Source organism: Mesorhizobium sp. M7D.F.Ca.US.004.03.1.1, assembly GCF_003998635.1.
GTDB classification, from domain to species: domain Bacteria; phylum Pseudomonadota; class Alphaproteobacteria; order Rhizobiales; family Rhizobiaceae; genus Mesorhizobium; species Mesorhizobium loti.
The window spans coordinates 1-841 of the sequence record NZ_RZQG01001498.1; the positions used below are offsets into that span (position 1 = coordinate 1).

The 841-nt window shown below is 57.8% G+C and carries 1 pseudogene; it reads left to right on the top strand.

Annotated elements, in window-relative coordinates:
• A pseudogene (locus EN935_RS38230) lies at positions 1–348 on the top strand (dihydrodipicolinate synthase family protein); the annotation flags it as partial.
• Between the last annotated feature and the right edge of the window lie 493 nt (positions 349–841).

An 841-nucleotide genomic window follows, 5' to 3' on the forward strand; every position in this document is an offset into this window, starting at 1 on the left:
ATCCTTTGCGGCAATGGTGGCGTGTTTCTAACTGAAGAGATGCGGCGCGGCGCTGATGGCGCGATGACTGGATTCGGTTTTCCGGAAATGATGGTTGATGTGATTCGATTGAGCAACCATGGTGATTTCGATGCTGCAACAGACCTTTTCGACGCCTACCTGCCGCTGATCCGCTATGAACAACAACCTGGTCTTGGCCTCGCCGTTCGCAAATATGTGCTCGCCAAACGCGGTGCTATTGCCAGTGCTGTACAGCGTCGACCAGGAGGCATGCTGGATCACAATGCCATTCAAGAGGTTGAAAGGCTGTTGGCTCGCCAACAAGCAAAACTCAACACTTTGAATTGATGGACGTTGGAGTCGCTGGAAAGCGAGCCGTGAATTGGGCCGGCCGTTGAAGGCGTGCCGGTGAAGTCATATTCCAGATGACGCGAGGGGACGATCGGGCTGCTCCATAGGTCGCGGCATAGGCGCGGGCTCTATCCTGGTCGTCACCCTCGCAATAGGCTACCACATCACGCTGGAGCTGCTTAGCGGCACCAGCGGCATCTTCATTCCCAACCGCATCGCCTACAAAATCTCGCGCTCCCTGAACTGGGGCTCGCCGCATCGCTGAGCGTCATTCTGCTCGTGGTGATCGTCGCGCTCTACGCCGTTTACAACCGGTGTTCGGCATCCGCCGGATCGCGGTGGTATGATGCGCGCGTCCGTTTTGCCGGATGGCGGGGCAGGGCGCCTTCGGCGTCCTCGTATTCGTCTTTCTCGTCGCGCCCGGGGTCATGACACCCGCTGTCCTTCAATGCGCTGCCCTATTTCACCTTCACGCGGGAATGCTTAGTCT